We start from the raw sequence: 22,514 nt of genomic DNA, 5'->3' as shown, positions 1-22,514 counted from the left end.
CGGGCACGGACGCGGAGAGCGTTCGAGACGAGACGCGCTCAGCGGCCGGATGCGGTGAAGACGATGCGCCCGCCGCGACGAACAGCCGAGCACCCTGGCAGGTCGATCGGTCCCTGACCGCTCCAGTCGGTCACCAGTCGCGCGACCTCGACGGTCTGCGTCCTCGTGAGGCTGACCCCGAACTCGCTGTCGACGACGAGACGGATGATGCGGTTGCGCAGCGCCGCAGGGTTGGCGGCGAGCGCTGCCACGCTCACCGAGATTCCCGCCTCCGCGTGTTCGACGATGTCTTCGATCGTCTCCTGGATCATCTCGTCGAACGCCTCGGCGTCTTCCCGCAGCTGCTCGGCCGTGCGTACGAGTGCCTCGGCGATGCCAGGGCCGAGCTCAGCCTCGAGAACAGGGAGCACGCGCTCGCGCACCCGGACCCTCGCGTAGCGGTCGTCGAGGTTGTGCGGGTCGTCCCAGGGGTCGAGCGCGGACGCCGCGCAGAATGCCCTCGTCGTCTCCCGCCGCACACCGAGCAGCGGTCGCACCCACCGCACGCCGTCGTCGTCTTCCCGCACCGGGGCCATCCCCTGCAGACTCGCGGCGCCGGATCCGCGGGCGAGTCCGAGGAGCACCGTCTCGGCCTGGTCGTCGAGGGTGTGGCCGAGCAGCACCGCTGCGGCGCGCACATCTGCGGCCGCATCGCGCAGCACCCCGTAGCGAGCATCGCGGGCGGCAGCCTCGGGGCCGCCCTCCCCCGCGACGTCGACGCGCACGATGAGGGGGTCGAGGCCGAGCTCGGCGGCGCTGCGCGCTGCGCGAGCGGCGACCTCTGCGGAGTCGTCCTGCAGACCATGATCGACGGTCAATGACGCTGCGCGGAGCCCGAGTCTCGAGGCCTCGAAGGCGGTGGCTGCGGCGAGCGCGAGTGAGTCCGCTCCACCGGACAGAGCGACGATGACCGTCGATCCCTCGGGGAGCGCGGCGAGCGCGGTGCGCACGGCCAGGCGGATCTCGGCGATGGCGGGAGGAAGTGACGGCACGATTCCACGGTAGGGCAATCCTCCGATCCGCGTGCCCGCCGCCGTGCGCAGCGGCGTCCGGGGCTATCCTGACGCCGTGACCGACAACACGCGTGCACTCCCCTTCCGGACCGAGAGATTCAAGGCGTTCGTCGACGCCGTCGTCGCTATCGCGATGACGCTGCTCATCCTCCCGCTGATGGAGTCGGTCTCCGAGGCCGCGTCCGGTCACATGAGCACGGCCGAGTTCCTGAACGAGCATTCGGGTCAGCTGCTCAGCTTCGGGCTGAGTTTCCTTCTCATCGCGACCTTCTGGATGGGGCATCACCGCCAGTACCGCGATGTGGAGTGGATCACAGGACCGCTGCTGTGGATCAACGTCGCCTGGATGGCGACGATCGTCTGGCTGCCGGTTCCCACGGCGATGATCGGACAGATGGACACCGACGCTCTGCAGGCCGTGGTCTACATCGGAACGCTGATCATGACGCAGGTGACCACCCTCGCCGGCTGGCTCTACCTGGCGCGTCATCGCGAGCTCAGCACCGTGTCGACCCAGACCATCCGTCTGGGGGCTATCGGCGACCTCGCCGCCATCGTCCTCTTCGGCGCGGCCCTCATCATCGCGGTCGCAGCCTCTCCGAACGGCTACTACGGACTCCTCCTGCTGCTTCTGAGCGATCCGATGAGCCGCGTGCTGAATCGTCTGTTCCGGAGTCGGTCGCACGAAGACGGTGCCCCACCCGTCGACGCAGGATCCTGAACGATCACGGCCTCCGAGCGTGCGAGTGCCGCAGGTAGGCTAGTCCGCGGCATCCAACCGAACTTTTCCTGAGGAGCACACGCATGGGCGCACACGACGCCGTCATCGAGATCCCGCGCGGCAGCCGCGTGAAGTACGAGGTCGACCACGAGACCGGACGAGTGCACCTCGACCGCGTGCTCTACACGACCTTCGGCTACCCGGCCGACTACGGCTACTTCGACAACACGCTCGGCGAGGACGGCGACCCGCTCGACGTGCTGGTACTGCTCGACCACGCGATCTACCCCGGCGTCGTCGTCGAGGTGCGTCCGGTGGCCGTGCTGAAGATGAGCGACGAGGCGGGCGGGGACGACAAGCTCGTCGCCGTGCTCTCGAAGGACCCACGCTGGGCGCACATCCAGGACATCGACGACATCGCCGAGTACACGAAGAAGGAGATCGCTCACTTCTTCGAGCACTACAAGGACCTCGAGCCCAACAAGTGGGTCAAGGTCGACGAGTGGGGTGACGCCGCCGAGGCGCAGCGCATCCTCGACGAGGCGATCGTCCGTTTCGGCGAGCAGGGCCACTGACCCCGCCGCACGCATGAAGAAGACCCCCGGTTCCGCTCAGCGGCCGGGGGTCTTCTTCCGTGTCAGGAGTGGTCGACGCTCAGGCGGATACTCCGCGATCGCTGAGGAAGGCCACAGGGTTCACGGGTCGGCCGCCGACGTACACCTCGAAGTGCAGGTGGCAGCCGAAGGAGCGACCGGTGTTGCCCGCATAGGCGATGACCTGACCGGAGTTGACCCACTGACCCGAGCGGACGAGGATGCCGCCGTCGCGAATGTGGGCGTAGCCGGTGCCGACGCCACTGCCGTGCTGGATGCGGATGTAATTGCCGTACCCGTCGTTCGGGCCGGCGTAGTCGACGGTGCCGGAGTTTGCGGCGTAGATCGCCGAGCCGCAGCCGTTGGCGAAGTCCGTGCCGTAGTGGAACGAGGAGGAGCAGCCCTTCGAGCCGCACTGCACGGAGCGAGGACCGTATCCGGAGCTCTTTCCTCCGCCGTGCGGACGGCACCATCCGCCGGATCCCTGGCTTCCTCCGCCACCACCGGCCGCGGCTGCTGCCGCCGCAGCTGCGCGCTCGGCGGCCTCGCGTTCGCGACGTGCCTTTGCCTCCGCCTCGACGCCGGCCTGGTATCCGGCGACCGTCTGGGTCGTCGCATCTTTGAGAGCTGCGAGCTGCGCTTGCATCGTGGCCAGGTTCGCCGACTGCTCGTCCAGGGCTGCCTGCGCCGCATCCGCAGCCTGCTGCGCCGCGATCATCTTCTCTTCGGCGACCTTCTGCAGCCGGTCGCGCTCGTTGCGCGCGACGACCGCCTGGTCGCTGAGGGACTGCGCGGAGTTGCGCGCCGCGACGGCCTTGTCGTAGACGGACTGGTTGTACTCGAGGAGCTTGTCCATCGTGCCGAGGCGCGCGAGCAGCTCATCGGCGTTGTCCGCCGAGCCCGCGAAGAACAGTTCCATCGACGTGTCGTCGCCGCCGTTGCGGTAGAGCTGCGCGGCAACCTGCCCTGCCTTGCGGGCGGAGTTGTCGGCGACCGCAGCCTGCTCGTCGGCCTTCGCCTGCATGGAGTCGGCTTCGGTGGCCGCAGCGAAGTAGGCCTGCTGAGCGTCGTAGAAATCCGCCGATGCGACCTGCGCCGCTGCCTGAGTCTCGGCGACCTTCTGCGTGAGCGACTGGATCAGTCCCTCGATTCGCGAGACCTCGGCAGCCTTCGCCGCCTCGTTGTTCTTCGCGCGCTGCACATCGTCCCAGCTCGGGTACGTGGCGGCATACGCGGCCGACACACCGTTGGTGATGCCGAAAGCACTGAGGGCGACGACGCCGAGAGCGCCGATGCCGAGGGCACCGCGACGGCTGATGCCCATCTTGCCGAAAGCACGGCGTTCTGTCGGAGTGGGCGCGCAGCCGCAGTCCTCGGACGCCGCAGCAACTGCAGCATCCAGCGTGATCTTGTCGTTCACACGGCCCCTTCCGCCGGTTTCACAGTTGCCACACTAACAACAACTTTCACATCCGCACCAGGGGGCATCGCGGCAATCGCGCCCGCTCCCGACACCTCGATCGTCCCCCCCGGAACACGCCCGGGGTGCGGCGCCGCGCCCTCGATTCGCGATTTGCTCAAAACATCCCTTATGCTTGAGCGTCGGCAAGGAAGTCCCCCGGGACTGACTCGGCCCCATCGTTTAGCGGCCTAGGACGCCGCCCTTTCACGGCGGTAGCACGGGTTCGAATCCCGTTGGGGTCACACCTTCCGGTATAATTGAAAACAAGTATGGCCCTGTAGCGCAGTTGGTTAGCGTGCCGCCCTGTCACGGCGGAGGTCGCGGGTTCAAGTCCCGTCAGGGTCGCTCCGTGCGATGAGCTCTTTCTTCGGAGAGGGCTCTTCGTCTAGGACGCGACAGGTTCGCCGGTCGCGCGGCTCTGTAGCTCAGTTGGTAGAGCGTTCGACTGAAAATCGAAAGGTCACCGGATCGATGCCGGTCGGAGCCACACGGCTGATCGTTACAATCAGCCCAGAAACCCTCGCCTAGCTTCTACATGGCGGGGGTTTTGCTTTGCCCTGGCGAGTGCTCCCCCGCGTCACCGTTCGACCGGGAGCCCCAAGACGAGGAGCACAGATGAGCACCCGCCGGATCGAGCTCACGATGCACAGGCCGCGCCTCGCGCTCTACCCGGGCGTCAGGCCGACGCTCGTCATCGGCGGACGAGGCCAGCCGACGCAGTGGGGCGATGGCACCTGGCAGGTTCCCGCCGACCGGCACACCACCATCGGCGTCTACCTCTACAACCGCATGTGGCGTTTCGGGCAGGCGGAGCTCGTTCTCGATCCCGAGGACACGTCAGCTATGGAATACAGAGCCCCGGTGCTCCCGTTTCTCCGCGGCCGCCTCATCCACCGCCCGCTCTGACCTTCCCGCGCCGCAAGCGCCACGGAGCGCAGGCGCCGGTCAGAGCGCTTCTTTCGCGTTCCGTGCCGTGTCGAGGGCATCGGCCGCAGCATCCGCCCTCATCGTCGCGTCCACCCGGCGCTGCTCCGCCTCCGGAAGGTCGCGCTCAGCCCTGGTCAGATCGGCGCGGGTCCGGGCGAGCTGGGCCTCGAGTTCCGAAACACGCGCGGTGAGCTCGTCCTTCCGGGCACGCAGCTCCCTCAGCGCCGCATCACGGTCGGCGAGCTCGCGCTCGGCCGACGCCTGTTCCTTCTCGGCCGCGGCGATCGCGCGCTCCGCATCGCGGCGGGCCCTTCGGTCTCGCAGTTCGTCCACTGCAGGCGGTGAGAGCGGCTCCAGCTCGGGCAGATCGCCCGCGACGGCGTCGCGCATATCGGTCGCCGTCGCCGACGGCGCGAGGGCGCGCACCAGCCGCCCTGACGCGACGGCAGACGCCGCCACCGTGTCGAAGAAGGCGGCGGAGATGCTCTGCTCGACCGCCTCGAGCGTCGCCGGTGTGACACGCTCGCCCCGCGACGCGGCCAGCTCTCCCGCGGCCTGAGCGAGCTTCCTCGTCAGCAGACGCCGTTCACGGCCGAGTTTCGCCAGTGCCGCGGCATCCAGGTCGTCCTGCGCCTCGCGAAGTTCCCGAGCCAACGCCAAGGCTTCTGCCAGCTGCCCGGCCCGCTCCTGGGCGAACACGTTCACCACCCACGCCGCGATCGAGGGCTTGCGCAGAGCGAGGATTCGCGATTCGAGTGCGGCTTCCCCGGCCTCCTCCGCGCGCGCCTTTCGCGACGATACGAACTCTTCCGGAGGCCCGGAGTACAACCCCGCCGCGATCTCCTCGAACGTCGGCTCGGCCATGCGCCCACCCTACGCCGCGCTCTCGGGCGCGGCGGGCATGCTGTCGACTACTCGATGGCGAGGTGATCGGCCCAGTCGGCGCTGACGAGCCTCCGCGCGCCGAAACCGCCGTCGCCGTTGCCCGGATAGAAGAAGAGCTCGCCCGCCGCCGTGCGCGCCAATAGGTCAGCCCTCCCATCGCCGTCGTAATCGACCCCTCCCGTCGCCGCGGTGAACTCCAACCACCCGCTTCCGACCACGACAGCGGCCGCGAAGCCGTTGGTCACCCCCCGATAGAACAAGAGCATTCCCGTGTCACCCAGCGCAATGAGGTCACCGCGGCCGTCGTTGTCGAAGTCGCCGCCGATGAGGAAGTGGAAGCCCTGCCAGCCACCGCCGAGGGTGACCTGCGGTGCCGCGAATCCCCCCGTGCCGTTCCCGCGGTAGATCACCAGAGTCCCCGCGGGCGAGACGCCCACCACATCCTGCTTTCCGTCGCCGGTGTAGTCGGCACCGGAGGTGACGTGCAGCATGTCGTACCAGCCGGCACCGATGCCCACGGGCGCCGCCACCCCTCCGGCACCGTTGCCGGCAGAGAACTCGAGCACACCATCCGTCCTGGCTGCGAGGACGTCCCCTCGTCCGTCGCCGTTGAGGTCGGCGCGCGTGAGGTGCCGGCGGTCGCCGGCCCAGCCACTGACCAGGGTCGTCGGAGCCTGGAAGCCTCCGGAACCCGTTCCTGCCCGCAGGCGCAGATCGCCGTTGCCCGCCACCAGCAGCAGGTCGGACCTGCCGTCGCCGGTGAAGTCAGCGGGCGGGATCGGAGGGCCGGACTCCGTGCGCAGTCCCGGGAACGTCAGGGGGATCGTCCCTCCGCGCGCGACGTTCGTCAGGCACACGAAGCCATCGTTGATCCCGGTGTACACGGCGCCGTTCCGCCGGACCTCGAAGTGCAGGTGGTACGCCGGCGAGTTCCCTGTGTTGCCCACGATTCCGATCTGCTGTCCACGCTCCACCCGGGTGCCGGGAGCGTAGGTTCCCGGCGAAGCCATGTGCGCGTACCGGGTGACGTAACCGCCCGGATGCTCGACATCGGTGTAGTTGCCGTAGCCGCTGTTCACCGTCCGCGACTTGATCACGCCGCTGTACGCGGCGAGGATCGGCGTGCCACCGGCGGCGGAGATGTCGATACCCTCATGCGCCCGATAGTTGCCACGGCAGCCGTCGCCGACCTTCGATTGGATGTTGCCCGAGGCCGGATACACCATCTGCCCATCGGTGGCCGCGGTCGCCGAGATGCTCGCCGACAATGACGGCACCAGCGCACCGATCACGACCGCGAGCGCGGTGGCGATCCCGATACGACCAAGACGCAGACGGGACGGACCCTTCATCTCGAAGTTCCTCTTGTTCGACGGCCCCAGGGGCGCGATGCCCACCGTCGTCACCGTAGCAGTGCGCCGTGCTGCGCCGCAGAGCGCGGCCGAGGCTCCCGCACATCCGTCCTCGGGAGCCCACGGCCCGCGCGATCACAGCAGGTCGTACTCCCCGCCGTACGGCACGGCACTGTCCCCGGTGTCGCGCGCGTCGTACTCCACCGTCTCGACGGAGATCACGACCTGCGTCGCCGCAGTGATCAGCACGCTCACCGCGCGATTGCCCACCACGACGAATTCGACGAACCCACCGCCCGCGCGCATCGCTCCTTCCATCCGGCCTCTCAGCTCCGCGACGTCCTGACCCTGCGCCAGGAAGAACTCTGATTCGTTGAGCGCAATCCGCGTACGCGCCATCGTCTGCACCCCGCCCTCCTCGTTGTCATTCCACTGTCGTCATGCTGCGACGGTATCGATCCGACGGCCCTTCGCAGAGGGGGTTGCGCACGGGCCGCAGAAGAGGCAGAACGCGCGCGGTGTAGCGTTCTCTCATGGGCAGACTGCGCTACGACGGGACCTCGGATCCGATCCTCATCGAAGACGCGACGCTGGCGCATCTGAAGATCGTCATCTCGACGAAGCTCCGCCGCCAGGAGAGTTTCATGATGACCTGGCGCCCCGTCACCGACGGCGTGGACAAGCGCGCCACCGTCTGGATCCACCCGGCGATCCCCCTGCAGTTCGGGTACGACGCCGCCGAGCAGCCACCGATCGATCCTCGACTGATCGCGGAAATGATGCAGGCTCTCAACGCGTCGGGCGAGCTGGTGCTCGACCATCTGATGACCTCCGTCTGACACGCTCTGCGCGAAGGGCACGTCAGGTGTCCGGATACGCTGTGCCCGTGGATGCTGCTGCGTACCTTCTCCTCGGCCTGCCGATCCTCGCGTTGATCATCGGCGGTCCGATCCTGAAGAGCCGCCTGGGCCGCAGAGCGTCGGAGGCCGGCGCCCGAGCCGGCAAGAAGTTCGCCTCGGACCAGCTCGACGCGGCACTCACCGAACTCGGCACCACAGTGGTGATCCAGGCCGCGGAACCCCGCGCTCGCGAGATCGTGGCATCGGCGATGGCGACGAAGGAGCGCGAGTACGTCATCCGCAGCGACGGCGCCTACGGCATCCGGTTCGTCGAGCCCGATGACACGGTCGCCCGGCTCGTTCCCGTCGCAGACGGAACCCGGATGCAGATCGAGACCTTCCGCGAGTACTTCGGTTTTCCGCAGACCGTGCAGCTGTGGACCGATCTGCGTTCGCGCATCGCCGCCGCAGCGGAGGTCCGCGAGGTCGCGGTCGCCCCAGGAGAACCCGTGCGATACGTGCGCGGCGAGCCTCTCGACGACAGGAACGCGCGCTGGGTGAACGAGGCCTGACCACCCGGCGCATCGAGCGCCCTCGACCGCAGCGCCGGCGGAGCAGGAAGACGAAGGCGAAACATTCAGCAGACGCAACTAGGCTGTAGGGCGCGCCCTGCCCGCCGGTCCTCCGCCGGGTCACGGTGGTGGCGTGCGCCCTGACGACCTCCTCCGGTCCACACCGTCCCGACTGTCGGGATGGAGCCGCCGCTCCCGGTGTGGCCCCGCCAGAAAGGCAAGAAACCCATGAGCGAATCTCCCGGTACCTCCGACCGCGACGGCGAGCGCTCGCCGGACTTCTTCGACCAGCTGATCGAGACCGCGCCCCGCGAGCAGCAGGGTGCGTTCACCGTCGGCTTCCGCGGCTACGACAAGGCCGAGGTCGACGCGGCGCTCTCGACTCTCCGCAACCAGCTCAAGCAGGCCGCCGCAGAGGTCGCCGAGGCCCAGGCCCGCGAAGAGGAAGCCGTCGAGGCGGTGCGGGAAGAAGAGCGCAAGGCTCGCGAAGCTCTCGAGAGCGAGCTGACGGCCGCGAACGCGAAGGTGTCCGACGCCGAGCAGCAGGTCGCCACCCTCACCTCCGAACTCGTCGACGCTCCGCAGCCGGACGGCGAAGAGGCTCCGTCGCGCCAGCAGTTCGAGGCGATCCTGCGGGTCGCCGAGGAGCAGGCGAACGTGCTCATCCAGAACGCGGCCGTGCAGGCCGACCGTCTGATGACCTCTGCCCGTGAGGAAGTGACCGCGCAGCGCGCTGAGGCCGAGGCCGACGCCGAGCGGATCACCGCCCAGGCGCAGCGTGACGCCGATCAGGTGCGCCTGAAGATGGACACCGAGTACACGGCGCACGAGGCACGCATCGAGCGCGAAGCCGCGCACGCCGCGGAGAAGGTGAACCAGGCCGCACAGGAGGCCACGGCGATCCGTACCGAAGCTGAGAAGGGCGCGGCCGCGCTGCGCTCGCTCGTCACCCGCGAGACAACCCAGCTGCGTGCCGATGCCGAGCGCGATGTGCGCGACATGAACGCCCGTGTGCTGGAGTTCGAGGAGACCCTCACCCGCCGCCAGGACGACGCGCAGCAGGAGTTCCTCGTGCTGCACAACCAGGCCGTCGCTCACGCGGAGCGGATCACCGACGACGCGAACGAGCAGGTCACGGCATCGCTCGAGCACGCCCAGCGCATCTCGGCACGCGCCGAGGACTACGAGCGCCTGACCCGCTCGCAGGCGCAGGCGATCGAGGCCGAAGCTCAGGTCCGCGCTCGCGAGACGCTCGAGCGCGCTCGCGCCAAGGCCCAGAAGATCGTCGATTCGGTCACCGGCCACACCACTGCGGTACTGCACGACGCTGAGGACCGCACCCGTCAGCTGCGGTGGCAGCAGCAGCAGCTGACGAGCTTCATGGCCGAGGTGCGCGAGCTGATCCGTCCCGACGGGATCTTCTCCGACGACTCGCTGCCCACGGAGATCACCGGAGCGGACGCGCCCGCAGCGCCCGCAGCGCCCGCGCCCGCGCCGGTCATCGCCGACGAGGTGCCGGAGGAGACCTTCCTCGGCGACGAGGTGCTCGAGGACGAGCTCGACGACGACCGCCCGCTCGAGAAGATCACGATCGACGTGGTGGAGACCAAGAAGAAGTCCTCCAAGTAGACCCACGAACGACAGAGGCGCGAGCAGGGATTCCTGCTCGCGCCTCTGTCGTTCCCGGACTGATCAGGCCCGGTGATGTCTGGTGGCTACCCCCGGCCGAACTGCGCGACTGCCGGGCAGTCGAAGGGATCTGCTCCGGCGGAGAGTCCGACCCGGTTCAGGTACTCGATGACGATCATGTAGGACCGACCGAGGCTGGTCTCCGTGTAGGGCACGTCGTTCGCCGCGCAGTAGTCGCGTACGATCTCCCGCGCCTTGGCGAGGTGCGGTCGCGGCATGCTCGGGAAGAGGTGGTGCTCCACCTGGTAGTTGAGGCCGCCCATGAGCCAGGTCGTCCACCATCCACCGCTGATGTTGCGGGAGGTGCGCACCTGCTTGGTGAAGAAGTCGAGGCGGGCGCCGGGCTCGATGATCGGCATCCCCTTGTGGTTCGGCGCGAACGCGGCTCCCATGTAGACGCCGAAGACCGCGAACTGCACCCCCATGAAGGCGAAAGCCATACCGAGGGGGAGCATCATGAACACGGGCACCAGGATGAGGGCGAACCGGAGCGCGATGATGCTGAGCTCGGTCCAGCGTCCCTTGACGTTCTTCGTCGTCATGAGGTACTTCAGGCCGAGGAAGTGGAGGTTCAGCCCCTCGAGGGTGAGGAGCGGGAAGAAGAGCCAACCCTGCTTGCGGGTGATCAGCTTGATCAGGCCCTTCGCCTTGGCGGCGTCCTCCTCGAGGAACGAGATCGTGTCGACCTCGATGTCGGGGTCCTTACCGACCTGGTTCGGGTTTCCGTGGTGCTTGGTGTGCTTCGAGTCCCACCACGAGTAGCTCATGCCGATGCTGGCGATCACGATGCGCGCGAGCTTGAAGTTCGCAGGCCCCGTGCTCAGGATCTGGCGGTGCGCGGCCTCATGCCCGAGGAACGCGATCTGCGTCAGGACGATGCCGAGCCCCGCAGCGATCAGCAGCTGGAACCAGCTGTCGCCGAGCAGGATGAAGCCGGTGATGAGGCCGCCGAGGGCCACCGCGATGCCTGCGGCCACGAAGACGTAGAACCACTGGGTGCGCTGAAGCAGGCCGGTCTCCTTGACCACCTGCGACACCTGCTTGTACGCCTGGGCCATGGGCGGGAAGTCCGCATTGCCGGAGTAAGTCTGACGAATCGGGCCCAGCGTTGCCGCGGTCGGTTCGATCTGTGTGATGGAGATGATCTTCTCCTGACGTTCGGAGCCCTCGAGCTGTGGAAGCCCAAGGCAGATGCCCAACGCTTACCTCACAGTAGCCCCGCCCACATGCGCCTTCGGGAATACATCCGCACCCCTTGACGGACCACGCTCGTTGTGCGTGAATCGCTGATTTCAGGCGCGGGCGCGGCGGGTGCGGCGACGCCAGGCCCGAGGCAGCATCGACGGAAAGACGGGCCCACGTCGGGAAGGCTGGTTCGCGTCTTCGAGCGCACGGAAGGCGTCATCGAGCGAGTCGAAGACGCCGAGCTCGGCGCCGTGGTTGTCGCGCACCAGGTGCGCGCTGCCGTCGAACTCGACGAAGCCGGCGAATTCGCCGCCGCGCGTCGCGACGTGCACATCTGTGTCGGCCTGCTTCCAGGTCAACGGATCGGACGGGGGAAAGGTGGTGGTGCTCATGGTCATGCTCATTGCTGTGTGGCGGACACGCGTGGCGCTCCGCAAGATGTGAGACCGAGGGCGGATTCCGCACGCATCGATGTGCGCGGTCCGTAATGGCCCTGATCAGTGGCGACGTGGCGGCCGAGAGGGGCGATGCACACACGCTGCTCCATAAGCATAGCAGACCGGCCCACCCGGCCCCCCATCCACGGTTTCGGCTCAGCTCGACGGCGGCCGCCCCCCGCCGCCCGACCCGCCCTGGCCCCCGCCCGCAGCCGGGGTGGTCGCCGTGTCGACGCCGACCGCGAGCGTGGCCGAGTACCCGCCCTGCACGCTTCCGGTGACGGCGGCCACCTGCAGGACACCGGAGTCGTCACCGAAGACGTTGTCGCTCGCGAGCGTGATCTGCGAGAGATTCCTCGCGGAGCCGTCATACGCAGCCTCTGCGTAGACGTCCGCGCACGCCGCCTCGGGAAGGGCCAGTTGCGACGTCGCGATGGCCGCGCTCGAGTCGGTGATCGAGCCCACATCCGGGTACACCTCGAAGTGGATGTGCGGCCAGCGCCCCGAGTAGCACCCGGGGAACACCGAGGTGAACGACACTCTGCCATCGGCATCGGCGACCTGCACACCGCGCAGGTAGGTGACATCCTCCAGCCCGGAGGAGTACATCGAGTACTCGCCCTGCGCCGTGCAGTGCCACGCGTACACCGCGACGCCCGCGAAGGGGACTCCCCCACTCGCGAGATCGATCACCTGCAACGCGAACGTGAGCGGAACACCTTCGGCGGTCGCACCGCCGTCGATCGACGAGCGGATGTCCTGTCGAACGATCCCCGAGTCCTCGAGCACATCGGGACCGTTCGATCCGTCTCCCGGGTAGGGCCCGGCCGTCTCGTCGGGGATCTCGCCGACGCTCACGGCATCGCCTCCTGAGGCCCCCGAGGTCGTCGTCGGCGTCGGGCTCGCCGACCCGGCCGATGTCGACGGCGCGCAGGCCGCGAGCACGACGGCGCCGAGGCCCACACCCGCGAGCCCGAGCACACCGCGCCTCGTCACCAGCGTGCGGATGTCGAAGGCGGCCCCCTGATCGACGATCTCCTCATCGCGACGATCGAGCAGGCGCCCCTCGTACGCGGGACCATCGGGGGTCTGGGTGGGTTCCGGAATACTCATGATCTGTCTCCTCCTCGACGGACTGTTGCGTGTCCTCAGCGTCGCGGAGCTTCCGATCAGGAGACTTTGCCCGATCTATGCCTTGTCTATGCGCGAGGACGCGACCGGGGGGCGGAGAATCAGCACGACCACGATGCCGACGAGCACCAGGGCGGTGAGCGTGACCGGGATCGGCAGGACCGGATCGAGCAGCACCAGCACCGCGCCTGAGGGCACCACCGTGTTCACGACACGGTCGGCGTTCTCACGGATCGCGATCCACCAGATGGCGAGGAGGAAGATCGCGATCGGGATCGTGACGGTGAGCGATGCCGCGATGCTCGACAGGTGGCTCTTCCCGGTCAGGACGTCGAGCTCCACCTCGATCCCGGCGGAGAAGGCGGCGGCGGCCCCGAACACGAAGTAGTGCGCGTAGCCGTACCGGAGCGAGCGTCCGAAGCTCGTGATGGCGCGGTGGTGCGGCGGCCAGAAGTAGATCCACCACAGCGACGCCGTGACGACGAGGGTGAGCACCGAGATGGCGATCAGCGGTCCGAGGCTCTCGACCTTGTCTAGGGCGTCGATGATCGCGTTGGCGGAGGCGAGCAGGCTCTCCCCGAGCACGATGAGCGTGAACAGCCCGTAGCGCTCGGTGATGTGGTGTGGATGCCACGGAGTCTGTCTGCGGTACTCGGCGAACACCGGGACGCTGATCTCGGCCAGCACGAAGAGCACGAACGCGACGATCTGCAGCGGGCCCGCCGGGATCAGCAGGAACAGGATCCACAGCACCTGGACTGCGGCGATGCCGAGAGCGTACCGACGCGTGGCCGACCGCAGGGGGCCTGCCGACCGCGACGCCCGCAGCCACTGCGCCACCATCGCGACGCGCATGACGACGTAGCCGAGGACGGTGAGGGTGAAGTCGCCCTCGTTGAAGGCCCTGGGTATGCCCGCAGCCAAGACGAGGACCCCGCCCATCTGCACGAACGTCGTGACCCGATAGAGCCAGTCGTCCGTGTCGAACGAGGTGGCGAACCAGGTGAAGTTCATCCAGGCCCACCAGATCGCGAAGAACAGCATCGCGTAGGAGGTGATGCCGTGCAGGAAGTGCCCCTCGCTGAGCGCATGGTGCAGCTGCGCGGAGGCGATGCTCACGGCCACGACGAAGACCAGATCGAAGAAGAGCTCGAGCGGGCTCGCGGTGCGGTGCGGCTGAGAAGGGTCGCGTGGCAGCATCGGTCGAAGCTGGAAGCGCGGAGTGTCTGTGTTCACGGTCACCGCGACAGAATAGCCCCCACTCACGGGCATCTCGCAGCTTTCTTTCTTCCATTCATCAGATTTACCTTCCCGTGGCGACGATGTTCCGCTACAGTGGTCAAGGTCTGCAGTGCCTGCTGTCAGCGATCATCGTTTGGGACGATGAGAACGCACTCCGTGATGTGGGAATCACGGGGAGTTTCAGCAGGACCCGAGGGGTCGGGACGCAGACGAAAGCCGTGAACGTGGGGTTCATGGTCTGGGGAAACTGGGGAATCACATGTCGCACTGGGGTTTTTTGCGTACATTCACGGCTCATGAGGCTTCGGCATGACTTCGGTCGAGGATGCCCTGAGCATCGCTCGTACCGGCTTCGTGCCGGTCGCAGCTCCGCGAGCCACCAAGTCGGTGACGCGCACGGTGGTCACACCGCGCCCTTCGGCGACTCTGGAACGGCGCCGTCAGTGGGAGCGTCGCTATCGGATGCGGCTGCGGACGACGGATGCGGCTGTCATCCTGTTCGCGATGGGTCTGACGGCAGCGGTCGAGCTGGCCACCGGCGTCTCCGTGCCCGAGGTCCTGCGCGACGGCATCCCGCTCGCCGCGCTGTGGTACCTCATGCTCAGCGCGCTGCACACGCGGGACGCCGCGTTGTTCCGCGCCAGCGCCACCGAGTACCGCGGCGTCGCGCATGCCACCGGACTCGCCTTCGGGATCATCGCCATCGTGGCGGTCCTGCTCGCATGGAAGTCGATGCAACTGACGCTGCTGCTGGGGCTGCCCGTCGGTGTGCTGACGCTTCTGGTGACCAGGTGGCTGTGGCGCCACTGGCTGCAGAAGCAGCGTGCTCAGGGGAGGTTCGCCTCCCGCACCCTCGTCGTCGGCAACAGGGACGACGTGGAGTACGTGGTGCGGACGCTGCACCCGATCGGCGCGTCCGGGTACCAGGTGGTGGGCGCGACGCTGCTCGATGGCAATGCGCGCGACATCGTGATCGACGACACGAGGTTCCCGGTTCTGGGGAACGTGAACTCCGTGTCGTCGGTCGCCGCCGAGGTCGGCGCCGACACGATCATCGTGGCGAGCCGCCCCGAAGGCGAGCCGGAGTTCGTCAAGCAGCTGAGCTGGCAGCTCGAAGGGACCGCTGCCGAGCTCGTGCTCTCCAGCCGGCTCACCGACGTCGCGGGTCCGCGCATCTCCTTCGCGCCCGTCGAGGGCCTGCCGCTGATCCAGGTGCAGATCCCGACCTACGAAGGCGGACAGCACCTGCTGAAGCGGGCGCTGGACGTCGCCGTCGCCACGCTCGCGCTGATCCCGATCGGCCTGCTGGCGCCTGTCCTCGCGCTGCTCATCAAGATGGACTCGCCCGGTCCCGTCTTCTTCTTCCAGGAGCGCGTCGGCCGTGACGGCCGCCGCTTCAAGATGGTCAAGTTCCGTTCGATGAAGACCGACGCCGAGAAGCAGCTCGCCATGCTCAAGGAGCAGAACGAGGGCGCAGGTCTCCTCTTCAAGATGAAGGACGACCCTCGCGTCACTCGTGTCGGCAAGGTGTTGCGCAAGCTCTCACTCGACGAGCTGCCGCAGTTCTGGAACGTGCTCATCGGCGACATGAGCGTGGTAGGTCCTCGACCGCCGCTCCCGAGCGAAGTCACCGCCTACGACGGCACCGTCTTCCGTCGCCTGTACATCAAGCCCGGGATCACCGGCCTGTGGCAGGTCTCCGGACGAAGCGATCTCTCCTGGGACGAGAGCGTGCGCCTCGACCTGCGATACGTCGAGAACTGGTCCGTGATGAACGACCTGCAGATCATGTGGCGTACCGCCAAAGTCATGGTGCAGCCCAGCGGGGCATACTGATCGGATGAGCAATTCGAACCGCCTCACCATCGCGATGGTGGGGACCCGAGGAGTGCCCGCGGCATACGGCGGTTTCGAGACCGCCATCGAAGAGGTCGGGCGCCGGCTCGCGGATCGCGGTCACGACGTCGTCGTGTACACCCGTGGTTCCGAGCGGCGTGAGAAGGAGTACCTCGGAATGCGGGTCGTCCACCTTCCCGCGGTCCCCGTCAAGCAGATCGAGACGCTGAGCCACACAGGGCTGTCAGCTCTGCACCTCATGTTCCGACGCCGGCCCGACGCGACCTTCGTCTTCAACGCCGCCAACTCGCCGTTCCTGCCCCTGCTCCGGATGCGCCGAGCACCCGTCGCCCTGCACATGGACGGGCTCGAATGGCGACGCTCGAAGTGGGGACCGCGCGGCAAGGCCTACTACCGCTGGGCCGAGCAGTTCGGGGTGCGCACCGCCGATGCTCTCATCGCCGATGCGCCGGGAATCGCCGACTACTACCGGCACCAGTTCGATGTGCCCACCGAGCTCATCCGCTACGGCGCCCCCGTCCTCGATCAGCTGCCCGAGCGCGGAGTCGCCGAGATGGGGCTGGAATCGGGCGGATACCACCTCGTGGTGGCCCGGTTCGAGCCGGAGAACCATGTGCTCGAGATCGTGGAGGGCTACCGCGACAGCGACGCGAAGTTGCCTCTCGTGGTGGTCGGCTCCGCACCGTACAGCGCGGGATACACCCAAGAGATCGAACGCGTGGCCGATGGTGACGAACGGATCCGACTCGTCGGCGGCGTGTACGACCAGGAGCTGCTCGACGCGCTCTATGCGAATGCACTCACGTACGTGCACGGCCACTCCGTCGGCGGAACCAACCCGTCGCTCCTTCGCGCGATGGGTGCCGGCACCGCCGTCATCGGCTTCGACGTCCCCTTCAACCGGGAGGTGCTCGACGGCAACGGTTGGTTCTTCTCCGATGCTGCCGACGTCGCCAAGCACGTGGTGTCGGCAGAGGCCGACCCGGCATCGACCGAGGCCCGCGCCACGGCCGTGCAGGAGATCGCGCGCACCCGGTTCCGCTGGGACGACGTCGCCGACGAATACGAAGCACTCGCCCATCGCATAGCCGAACGCGCGACGATCCACCCCTCCGCTCGACGGGCACGTCGCCGGTCGACAGACTGGGTCCCCGCGCCTGCCGGATCGGGGGCGTGATGAGCGGCGAGAGGAAGAAGCACACCGTTCTGCTCGTGCATCCCGGCGCCGAGCTGTTCGGCTCCGATCGCATGCTGCTCGAGAGCGCGATCGGCCTCGTCGAGGCGGGCGCACGCGTGGTCGTGGCCCTCCCGAGTACCGGCCTGCTCGTGAACGAACTCCGCAGCGCCGGCGCCGAGGTCGTCATCGTGCCGATGCTCGTGCTGCGCAAGGTCCTGCTGACGCCACGGGGCCTGCCGAAGCTGTTCCGCGACACTTTCCGCGGCCTGGGTGCCGCGTGGCGCCTGATCGGACGAGTGCGCCCCGACGTCGTCTACGTGTCGACGATCATCATCCCCGAATGGCCGCTGATCGCGCGGTTGCGGGGTATCCGGTCGGTGAGCCACGTCCACGAGGCCGAGGCATCGGGCAACCGACTCGTCAACCGCATCCTCTACTCCCCTCACCTGGCCTCCCACCGCACGCTGGTGAACAGTCGCTTCAGCCTGGATACGATCCGAACCGCGCTTCCTGCCCTCGCGCGTCGGTCGCACGTGGTCTACAACGGTGTCGCCTCTCCTGCGCAGCCGATTTCTCCCCGTCCTCGCACCGAGGGACCGCTCCGTGTGCTGTATATCGGACGACTCTCCCCCCGCAAGGGACCCGACCTCGTGATCGAGGCCGCAGCCCGGCTGCACTCCGCCGGGCGCCCTGTGGATGTGACCCTCCTGGGCGCAGTCTTCGAGGGGTATGAGTGGTTCGAGCGCGATCTGCGCGCGCAGGCCGCAGAAGCCGGGGTCTCCGTCGACTTCGCCGGATTCCACACCGACATCTGGCCGTTCCTCGAGAAGACCGATGTGCTGCTCGTGCCTTCCCGCATCGATGAGCCTTTCGGGAACACCGCCGTCGAGGGAATCCTCGCGCTGCGTCCGGTGATCGCCAGCGACAGCAGCGGTCTCCGGGAAGCGGCAGGCGGCTACGGCACCGCGCAGCTCGTCACCGCCGGCGACTCCGCTGCGATCGCGTCCGCTCTGACCGACATCGACACCCGCTGGGACGAGATGGTGTCGACCGTCGCAGACAGCCGTGGCGAGGCCCTCCGCCGTCACGCGCCCGAGGTGTACCGCTCGAGCATCACCACGCACTTGCTGGGCTGACGCCCCGCATGCGGGACTGACTCCCCCACCCATCCGGCACGGTTGCCACGGTCGCGCACCGCGCGGCTAGACCTGCTCGAGGTCTCCGACGGTCAGTCGCTTCTTGTTCCGGACGATGTAGATCGAGAACGGGATCAGCTGGCAGACGACGAGCGCGAAGGCGACGCCGATCAGCGGTCCCGCGATTCCCAGCACGGGCGTCAGCACGAAGGAGAGCGTGATCCCCACGGCGGCCATGCTGAGGGTGGGGATCACCTGGAAGCGGATGCCCGGCTTGTCCATGATGAACATGCCCAGCGGATACACCGCCGCGGTCATCATGATCATCAGGCCGAAGGCGAAGATCGTACTGGGACGCACGGTCAGCTCGCCCTGCGTGATGAACCCGAACAGCCACGGACCGACGAGCCACACCATCACCGTGGCGAGCCCGATGGCGACGGCGAACAGCGCCGACAGCAGGAACGGCCCCCGCCGGAGGTCGCCATCGTGCCTGCTCTTCGCGAAATGGGGCCAGAGCGCGAGTCCGCCCGCCATCACCAGTCCGTTGAGGGCGAAGAAGACCTGCCCGGCCACACCGTACTCGGCGACGTCGGTGGGGCCGCCCAGCTGAGCGATCACGTACCGCTGGGAGCCGACCGCGATCGGATAGGTGACCATCTGCGCGAGCATCGGCCAGCCGACATCCATCACCCGGACTCCCGGATACCGCCGGGGTCGCAGGACCATCCGCGCGGCCGAGGGGATCAGGGGCGAGGTGGTGCGCGCCGTGATGAGGATTCCGAGTACCGAGACGAGGAAGGATGCCGCGAAGGACGCGATGGCCACGAAGGAGTGCAGGTTCTCGCCGCCGAACGTGAGCATCAGCCAGACACCGGTCATGGTCAGCGGAGAGATCAGCCCTTGGAGGAGGATCACGATGTGATTGCGGCGCTGTCCCAGCATGATCCGCGCCCAGACGCCGAGAGGGATGCCCAGGCAGAAGATCGTCACGCAGTAGAACGCGGCCAGCGAGGCGCCGGGGCGTCCTCCTGCCTCGCCGAACACCAGCTCCCAGGCCCCGGTGAGCACCAGGATGGTGTTGATCGCCATCGCCGTGGCCGCGAACATGAGCAGCACGCGCCCGACCGACGTGAGCTGGTAACGCAGCTTCTCATCCGTGCGCACGTTCTCGCTCGTCGCGACGGCGTTGACCAGCACCGCCCCGCTGCCGAGGTCGGTGAAGGTCAGCAGCGACGGGATGGTCGTCAGAAGCGTGTACAGGGCGAAGCTGTCGACGCCGGCGCCGCCGATGATCATCCGGGTCGTGAGGACGCCGCAGACCAGCGCGATGACCATCGTCAGCGCACGCGCGCCGACAGCGAGAAGAGAGCCCATACTTACATCGTCACCGGGGCAGGGCCCCCAGCGTCGCGCCGTTGCCGGGGAGTCGCGATACTGAGGCGATATCAGACGGCACCGGAACCGCCACGGATCCCTGTGCGGCCGCGTACGCGGGCAGCAGCGCATAGCCGCCGTCGACCACCGGCGCGCCCTCGACGAACTGCGAGCGCCGATCCTGGCCCGTCGCTGCCGTGAACGCGGCGAGCGTGTCGGTCACCGCAGGGTCTCTCGAGACCGAGCCCTTCGACCACGCGGAGAACCACCTGGGGGTCCCCGGCGACGTGCGGTGGTAGAGGTTGCCCTCGACGCTCGACACCATCTGGGATCCGGTGTACTGCAGCGAGAAGTCCTGCACGCAGACCAAGCAGTTGCCGGCGCTCTCGGCGATGACGTTGTTCGACATCACCACGTTGCGCACGATCCACGAGGCCTGTGGCGCGTACCGGGTCCGCGGGTCGTGCCCCGGGGTGTTCGGGTCGGAGGCACGGCGGGAGTCCATCCCGATGCTGATGTTGCGGTTGCCGTTGCCGACGAACGTGTTGTTCCAGATCTTCACGTTGCCGGAGTTGAGCACGAACAGACCGAACTCGCCGTTGCGGGCGATGACGTTGTCGGCGATTACGGCCCGCTCCGAGAGTTCGACCATGACGCCGTGGCCGGTGTTGCCGATCACATCGTTGCCGGTGAACGCGACGTCGAGCACGGACTCGTCGAACCACGGGCCGCGCCCGTCATTGCCGGTGAACGCGCTGTCCTTCACCGTCACCCCGCGGGTGCGCGTGACCTTGAAGGCTCCTGACACCGGCGAATGGTTGAAGTGCTCGGCGTTGTTACCGACCGAGAGCATCTGCGTCACCGTGAGTCCGTCCGCCTGCGACGCACCTCCGCCGAGCAGGCCGTTGCCGATCAGCGAGACGCGCGTCAGCGTGGTCGCAGGCGCCCAGGAGTAGAAGCCCGTGGTCGAGTTGTCGCGAATCGTCACGTCGGTGAGCGAGACGTTCGGGGCGGCTGCGACCACGGTGCCCATCTGCGGAACGCTGGTGGCGTACCGGCGCACTCCGATTCCCCTGACCTCGGATCCCGCCGAGCGGATCGAGAGAGCCTGCGTGAGCACGCTCGCCTCGACCGACTTGCCCGTCGGGTTCGTGCCGATCACCAGACGCTTGGCGGAGTCATCGACGAAGAAGGTGCCTTCTTCGACCTGCGATGCGGAGGCCACCTCGCGCAGCTGCACGCCCGCGACCCAGATCTGGTCGGGGTGCGCGGCCATCGGGTGGGCCGGGTCGACGAACCGCCAGTCCGCCGCCGTGTTGTCCGGAGCGCCCTTGGTGTACGTCGGGCTCGCGTCGAGAGCCGTGTTCCAGCCATCGACGACCCACGCGCTTCCCGAGGCCTTCCAGCCGGTGACCGGCTTCGCACCGTCGAGCCACACCGACTCGTTGGGTGCGGGTTGGATGGTGACCCGCTTCTGCGCAGGCACCACGATCTCCTCGTGGTAGGTCCCGCCGCGAAGGACGATCGTGCCCCCGTTCGGGACGACCCGCAGCGCGGCAGCGATCGTCTTGACGGGTGAGTTCTTGGTCCCCGACGCTCCATCGAATCCTGCGGGAGCGACGTAGACGGCCGTTGCAGGGGCGTCATAGGAGAGCGTCCCCGGGGCCTTGGCACCGGGTTCCCCACGCACGCCCTCCGGCGTGACCGGGGGTACCGGCTCCGTCACCGGGGGCACCGGCGTGGGCGTCGGCGTGGGAGTCGGCGTGGGCGTGGGAGTCGGCGTGGGCGTGGGCGTGGGCGTCGGAGTCGGAGTCGGCTCGGTCGTCGGCTCCGGCGACGGCTCAGTCGTGGGCTCGGGCGACGGCTCAGTCGTGGGCTCGGGCGACGGCTCGGTCGTGGGCTCGGGCGACGGCTCGGTCGTGGGCTCGGGCGACGGCTCGGTCGTGGGCTCGGGCGACGGCTCAGTCGTCGGCTCGGGCGACGGCTCCGTCGTCGGCTCCGGCGACGGCTCGGTCGTGAGCGAGGGCGTGGTGACGGTGACGTCGTCGATGCCGACCGGCACAGCGGTGCGGGCCCCTGAGGACGTGTAGAGCGCGAACGCGTAGCCGCCTGCGGCCTGGATGCGGGCGTCGGAATCGTCGGTGTACGTCACCTGCCAGTCGCTCGGCTCGGCAGCGCTCGACTCCCAGGCCTTGGCGCCCAGTTCCACAGGACTCGCACCGGTGACGCTGAGCGCGACCGTCATGGTCGTGCCGCTCGTCACCGTGAGGGGCAGCTTGCGCTCGCTGAGGTGCTGCACACGCATGAGGTCGGAGAGCCGCACGATCGAGACATATGCCGAGCCGTCGGGATGAACGCGCACGCGCACACCATAGGAGTCGGCGCCGGAGACCCGAACCGCTTGAGAGAGGTAGAGCGGCCCTCCGACGGGAAGCTCGGGCACCGTCAGCGAGAAGCGGCTGTCCACGTCGCCCGCAGCGACGCCGTCGAGAGTGGCTCTGGCGGTGATTCCCGGCTTGCGGCTGGCGAGCTGGGCCTGTTCGCCCGACACGCTCGCCGTACCTTCCACCACACGCCATGCGCCCTCAGGAGACGAACCCCATCCCGAGCCGACCGTGCGATCCATGTCGTCGTCGATGACCGGGGTGTCGGTGGACGCCGCACGCGGGGAGAGGGGCACGGCGTCGTCTGCGAGCGCCGACGCGGGAACGGCCGTCAGCGCGGCGGTGACCGCCAGGACAGCGATCAGTGCGCCGGCGAGAACCCTTCGAGGGTGTCGGTGAGGCGGAGTGGAGGTCTCACGTGATGCGAGATCGAGGAACGGAGTGGACACGATGTCACCGTCTTCTGGGGCAGATTCATGATCACCCCGCATCTCCG

Annotated in this window: 20 protein-coding genes and 3 tRNA genes; 12 read left to right on the top strand and 11 right to left on the bottom strand. The window is 68.0% G+C overall.

Annotated features, from left to right (window positions below):
• Positions 1 to 38: 38 nt before the first annotated feature.
• Positions 39 to 1,031 (bottom strand): tRNA lysidine(34) synthetase TilS, encoded by a 993-nt coding sequence (gene tilS / locus F6W70_RS12465; protein WP_151486885.1) that lies wholly within the window; start codon positions 1,029 to 1,031, stop codon positions 39 to 41.
• 76 nt (positions 1,032 to 1,107) lie between these two features.
• Here tilS and F6W70_RS12460 point away from each other — a divergent pair, with 76 nt between their 5' ends.
• On the top strand, positions 1,108 to 1,773 hold the full coding sequence (locus F6W70_RS12460; RefSeq protein WP_235563389.1) for a TMEM175 family protein: 666 nt from the start codon (positions 1,108 to 1,110) through the stop codon (positions 1,771 to 1,773).
• 83 nt (positions 1,774 to 1,856) lie between these two features.
• On the top strand, positions 1,857 to 2,348 hold the full coding sequence (locus F6W70_RS12455) for an inorganic diphosphatase (protein WP_055869737.1): 492 nt from the start codon (positions 1,857 to 1,859) through the stop codon (positions 2,346 to 2,348).
• Positions 2,349 to 2,427: 79 nt separating this feature from the next.
• Here F6W70_RS12455 and F6W70_RS12450 read toward each other — a convergent pair whose 3' ends face one another.
• A complete protein-coding gene (locus tag F6W70_RS12450; protein ID WP_151486884.1) occupies positions 2,428 to 3,786 on the bottom strand; it encodes a M23 family metallopeptidase in 1,359 nt (452 codons plus the stop codon).
• A 211-nt stretch (positions 3,787 to 3,997) separates the two neighbouring features.
• Here F6W70_RS12450 and F6W70_RS12445 point away from each other — a divergent pair.
• The 4 genes from F6W70_RS12445 to F6W70_RS12430 all read left to right on the top strand — a co-directional run bounded on the left by F6W70_RS12445 (position 3,998) and on the right by F6W70_RS12430 (position 4,734).
• Positions 3,998 to 4,070: transfer RNA gene (locus tag F6W70_RS12445), tRNA-Glu, on the top strand.
• A gap of 29 nt (positions 4,071 to 4,099) precedes the next feature.
• Positions 4,100 to 4,173, top strand: a tRNA-Asp gene (locus tag F6W70_RS12440).
• Positions 4,174 to 4,242: 69 nt separating this feature from the next.
• A tRNA-Phe gene (locus F6W70_RS12435) sits at positions 4,243 to 4,315 on the top strand.
• 128 nt (positions 4,316 to 4,443) lie between these two features.
• Positions 4,444 to 4,734, top strand: a complete 291-nt coding sequence (locus F6W70_RS12430; RefSeq protein WP_151486883.1) for a hypothetical protein — start codon at positions 4,444 to 4,446, stop codon at positions 4,732 to 4,734.
• A gap of 39 nt (positions 4,735 to 4,773) precedes the next feature.
• Here the strand turns inward: F6W70_RS12430 and F6W70_RS12425 are convergent, their stop codons facing one another.
• The 3 genes from F6W70_RS12425 to F6W70_RS12415 all read right to left on the bottom strand — a co-directional run bounded on the left by F6W70_RS12425 (position 4,774) and on the right by F6W70_RS12415 (position 7,391).
• Entirely contained in the window at positions 4,774 to 5,619 is an 846-nt protein-coding gene (locus F6W70_RS12425) for a coiled-coil domain-containing protein (RefSeq protein WP_151486882.1), read from the bottom strand.
• A gap of 47 nt (positions 5,620 to 5,666) precedes the next feature.
• Positions 5,667 to 6,992: a peptidoglycan DD-metalloendopeptidase family protein gene (locus tag F6W70_RS12420; RefSeq protein WP_318278891.1), complete on the bottom strand. Its 1,326-nt coding sequence runs from the start codon at positions 6,990 to 6,992 to the stop codon at positions 5,667 to 5,669.
• A gap of 135 nt (positions 6,993 to 7,127) precedes the next feature.
• Positions 7,128 to 7,391, bottom strand: coding sequence for a hypothetical protein (locus F6W70_RS12415; protein WP_235563402.1), 264 nt, complete (start codon positions 7,389 to 7,391; stop codon positions 7,128 to 7,130).
• A gap of 134 nt (positions 7,392 to 7,525) precedes the next feature.
• Between F6W70_RS12415 and F6W70_RS12410 the strand changes: the two genes are divergently transcribed.
• From F6W70_RS12410 to F6W70_RS12400, 3 genes are all read left to right on the top strand, one after another.
• A complete protein-coding gene (locus F6W70_RS12410) occupies positions 7,526 to 7,831 on the top strand; it encodes a DUF7882 family protein (protein WP_017831470.1) in 306 nt (101 codons plus the stop codon).
• 47 nt (positions 7,832 to 7,878) lie between these two features.
• Complete coding sequence (locus tag F6W70_RS12405) at positions 7,879 to 8,403, top strand: hypothetical protein (RefSeq protein WP_318278890.1); 525 nt, start codon at positions 7,879 to 7,881, stop codon at positions 8,401 to 8,403.
• Positions 8,404 to 8,631: 228 nt separating this feature from the next.
• Positions 8,632 to 10,032, top strand: a complete 1,401-nt coding sequence (locus F6W70_RS12400; protein ID WP_151486880.1) for a coiled-coil domain-containing protein — start codon at positions 8,632 to 8,634, stop codon at positions 10,030 to 10,032.
• 86 nt (positions 10,033 to 10,118) lie between these two features.
• Here F6W70_RS12400 and F6W70_RS12395 read toward each other — a convergent pair whose 3' ends face one another.
• The 4 genes from F6W70_RS12395 to F6W70_RS12380 form a co-directional block, all read right to left on the bottom strand.
• Complete coding sequence (locus F6W70_RS12395; protein WP_318278921.1) at positions 10,119 to 11,237, bottom strand: fatty acid desaturase family protein; 1,119 nt, start codon at positions 11,235 to 11,237, stop codon at positions 10,119 to 10,121.
• Positions 11,238 to 11,384: 147 nt separating this feature from the next.
• Positions 11,385 to 11,669, bottom strand: coding sequence for a hypothetical protein (locus tag F6W70_RS12390; protein WP_151486879.1), 285 nt, complete (start codon positions 11,667 to 11,669; stop codon positions 11,385 to 11,387).
• Between the two features lie 201 nt (positions 11,670 to 11,870).
• Positions 11,871 to 12,827 carry an intradiol ring-cleavage dioxygenase gene (locus F6W70_RS12385; RefSeq protein WP_151486878.1) on the bottom strand — a complete coding sequence of 319 codons (957 nt, stop codon included), beginning with the start codon at positions 12,825 to 12,827 and terminating at the stop codon, positions 11,871 to 11,873.
• Positions 12,828 to 12,902: 75 nt separating this feature from the next.
• On the bottom strand, positions 12,903 to 14,117 hold the full coding sequence (locus tag F6W70_RS12380) for a low temperature requirement protein A (RefSeq protein ID WP_318278889.1): 1,215 nt from the start codon (positions 14,115 to 14,117) through the stop codon (positions 12,903 to 12,905).
• Positions 14,118 to 14,396: 279 nt separating this feature from the next.
• On the opposite strand from F6W70_RS12380, the gene F6W70_RS12375 reads away from it, so the two are divergent.
• The 3 genes from F6W70_RS12375 to F6W70_RS12365 are packed head-to-tail and all read left to right on the top strand — an operon-like array spanning position 14,397 to position 18,257.
• A complete protein-coding gene (locus tag F6W70_RS12375) occupies positions 14,397 to 15,923 on the top strand; it encodes a sugar transferase (protein WP_017831463.1) in 1,527 nt (508 codons plus the stop codon).
• A 4-nt stretch (positions 15,924 to 15,927) separates the two neighbouring features.
• A complete protein-coding gene (locus tag F6W70_RS12370) occupies positions 15,928 to 17,121 on the top strand; it encodes a glycosyltransferase (RefSeq protein WP_151486877.1) in 1,194 nt (397 codons plus the stop codon).
• Positions 17,121 to 18,257, top strand: a complete 1,137-nt coding sequence (locus F6W70_RS12365) for a glycosyltransferase (protein WP_141386585.1) — start codon at positions 17,121 to 17,123, stop codon at positions 18,255 to 18,257. Before F6W70_RS12370 ends, F6W70_RS12365 begins: the two co-directional genes overlap by 1 nt.
• Before the next feature lie 66 nt (positions 18,258 to 18,323).
• Here F6W70_RS12365 and F6W70_RS12360 read toward each other — a convergent pair whose 3' ends face one another.
• Both F6W70_RS12360 and F6W70_RS17990 read right to left on the bottom strand, forming a co-directional pair.
• Positions 18,324 to 19,634, bottom strand: a complete 1,311-nt coding sequence (locus F6W70_RS12360) for a lipopolysaccharide biosynthesis protein (RefSeq protein ID WP_055869694.1) — start codon at positions 19,632 to 19,634, stop codon at positions 18,324 to 18,326.
• Between the two features lie 10 nt (positions 19,635 to 19,644).
• Positions 19,645 to 22,467, bottom strand: a complete 2,823-nt coding sequence (locus tag F6W70_RS17990) for a right-handed parallel beta-helix repeat-containing protein (protein ID WP_318278888.1) — start codon at positions 22,465 to 22,467, stop codon at positions 19,645 to 19,647.
• Positions 22,468 to 22,514 lie beyond the last annotated feature (47 nt).

The sequence above is a fragment of the Microbacterium maritypicum genome (assembly GCF_008868125.1).
GTDB classification, from domain to species: domain Bacteria; phylum Actinomycetota; class Actinomycetes; order Actinomycetales; family Microbacteriaceae; genus Microbacterium; species Microbacterium maritypicum.
Note: the sequence above shows the minus strand (reverse complement) of the source record. Positions and strands in the feature narration are given on the sequence as shown.

Bases quoted from the DNA above. Each gene is read 5' to 3' on its own strand.
- F6W70_RS12420 (WP_318278891.1), bottom strand. From the start codon at position 6,992: ATGAAGGGTCCGTCCCGTCTGCGTCTTGGTCGTATCGGGATCGCCACC.
- F6W70_RS12375 (WP_017831463.1), top strand. From the start codon at position 14,397: ATGACTTCGGTCGAGGATGCCCTGAGCATCGCTCGTACCGGCTTCGTG.
- F6W70_RS12410 (WP_017831470.1), top strand. From the start codon at position 7,526: ATGGGCAGACTGCGCTACGACGGGACCTCGGATCCGATCCTCATCGAA.
- F6W70_RS12370 (WP_151486877.1), top strand. From the start codon at position 15,928: ATGAGCAATTCGAACCGCCTCACCATCGCGATGGTGGGGACCCGAGGA.
- F6W70_RS12360 (WP_055869694.1), bottom strand. From the start codon at position 19,634: ATGGGCTCTCTTCTCGCTGTCGGCGCGCGTGCGCTGACGATGGTCATC.
- F6W70_RS12385 (WP_151486878.1), bottom strand. From the start codon at position 12,827: ATGAGTATTCCGGAACCCACCCAGACCCCCGATGGTCCCGCGTACGAG.
- F6W70_RS12425 (WP_151486882.1), bottom strand. From the start codon at position 5,619: ATGGCCGAGCCGACGTTCGAGGAGATCGCGGCGGGGTTGTACTCCGGG.
- F6W70_RS12415 (WP_235563402.1), bottom strand. From the start codon at position 7,391: ATGGCGCGTACGCGGATTGCGCTCAACGAATCAGAGTTCTTCCTGGCG.
- F6W70_RS12365 (WP_141386585.1), top strand. From the start codon at position 17,121: ATGAGCGGCGAGAGGAAGAAGCACACCGTTCTGCTCGTGCATCCCGGC.
- F6W70_RS12380 (WP_318278889.1), bottom strand. From the start codon at position 14,117: ATGCCCGTGAGTGGGGGCTATTCTGTCGCGGTGACCGTGAACACAGAC.
- F6W70_RS12430 (WP_151486883.1), top strand. From the start codon at position 4,444: ATGAGCACCCGCCGGATCGAGCTCACGATGCACAGGCCGCGCCTCGCG.
- F6W70_RS12390 (WP_151486879.1), bottom strand. From the start codon at position 11,669: ATGAGCACCACCACCTTTCCCCCGTCCGATCCGTTGACCTGGAAGCAG.
- F6W70_RS12455 (WP_055869737.1), top strand. From the start codon at position 1,857: ATGGGCGCACACGACGCCGTCATCGAGATCCCGCGCGGCAGCCGCGTG.
- F6W70_RS12400 (WP_151486880.1), top strand. From the start codon at position 8,632: ATGAGCGAATCTCCCGGTACCTCCGACCGCGACGGCGAGCGCTCGCCG.